General features: G+C 66.4%; 1 protein-coding gene. It reads left to right on the forward strand.

Annotated elements, in window-relative coordinates:
* Window positions 1–110: 110 nt before the first annotated feature.
* On the forward strand, window positions 111–550 hold a 440-nt coding region (locus K3F48_RS24025), incomplete at its 3' end, for a methane monooxygenase/ammonia monooxygenase subunit B (protein WP_370631494.1).

The raw sequence follows: 550 nt of genomic DNA on the forward strand, positions 1-550 counted from the left end.
GCGGCTTCCGATTTCGGTCGGAACCGCTCCGGAGAAGACGAGCGAGGCCGCCGACGCGCAGCTCTGCGGGAACGGCGGGCTCAGGAGAGAAATCTGGGAGGTAGGTTCACATGAAAGCTTTGGAGAGAATGGCCGAGCTGGCGACCGGACGGGTCGGCAAGCTCTTCGGCCTGAGCGTCGCGGCGGCGATCGCGGCGACGGCGGCTTCGGTCGCTCCGGCGGAAGCGCACGGCGAGAAGTCGCAGCAGGCGTTCCTGCGCATGCGCACGCTGAACTGGTATGACGTGAAGTGGTCGAAGACCTCGCTGAACGTCAACGAGTCGATGGTTCTTTCGGGCAAGGTTCACGTCTTCTCGGCGTGGCCGCAGGCGGTCGCCAACCCGAAGTCGTCGTTCCTGAACGCCGGCGAGCCCGGCCCGGTTCTGGTCCGCACGGCGCAGTTCATCGGCGAGCAGTTCGCTCCGCGCTCGGTGTCGCTGGAGATCGGCAAGGACTATGCGTTCTCGATCGATCTGAAGGCTCGCCGCGCCGGCCGCTGGCACGTGCATGC

The sequence above is a fragment of the Methylosinus sp. Sm6 genome (assembly GCF_019802345.1).
Lineage (GTDB): Bacteria > Pseudomonadota > Alphaproteobacteria > Rhizobiales > Beijerinckiaceae > Methylosinus.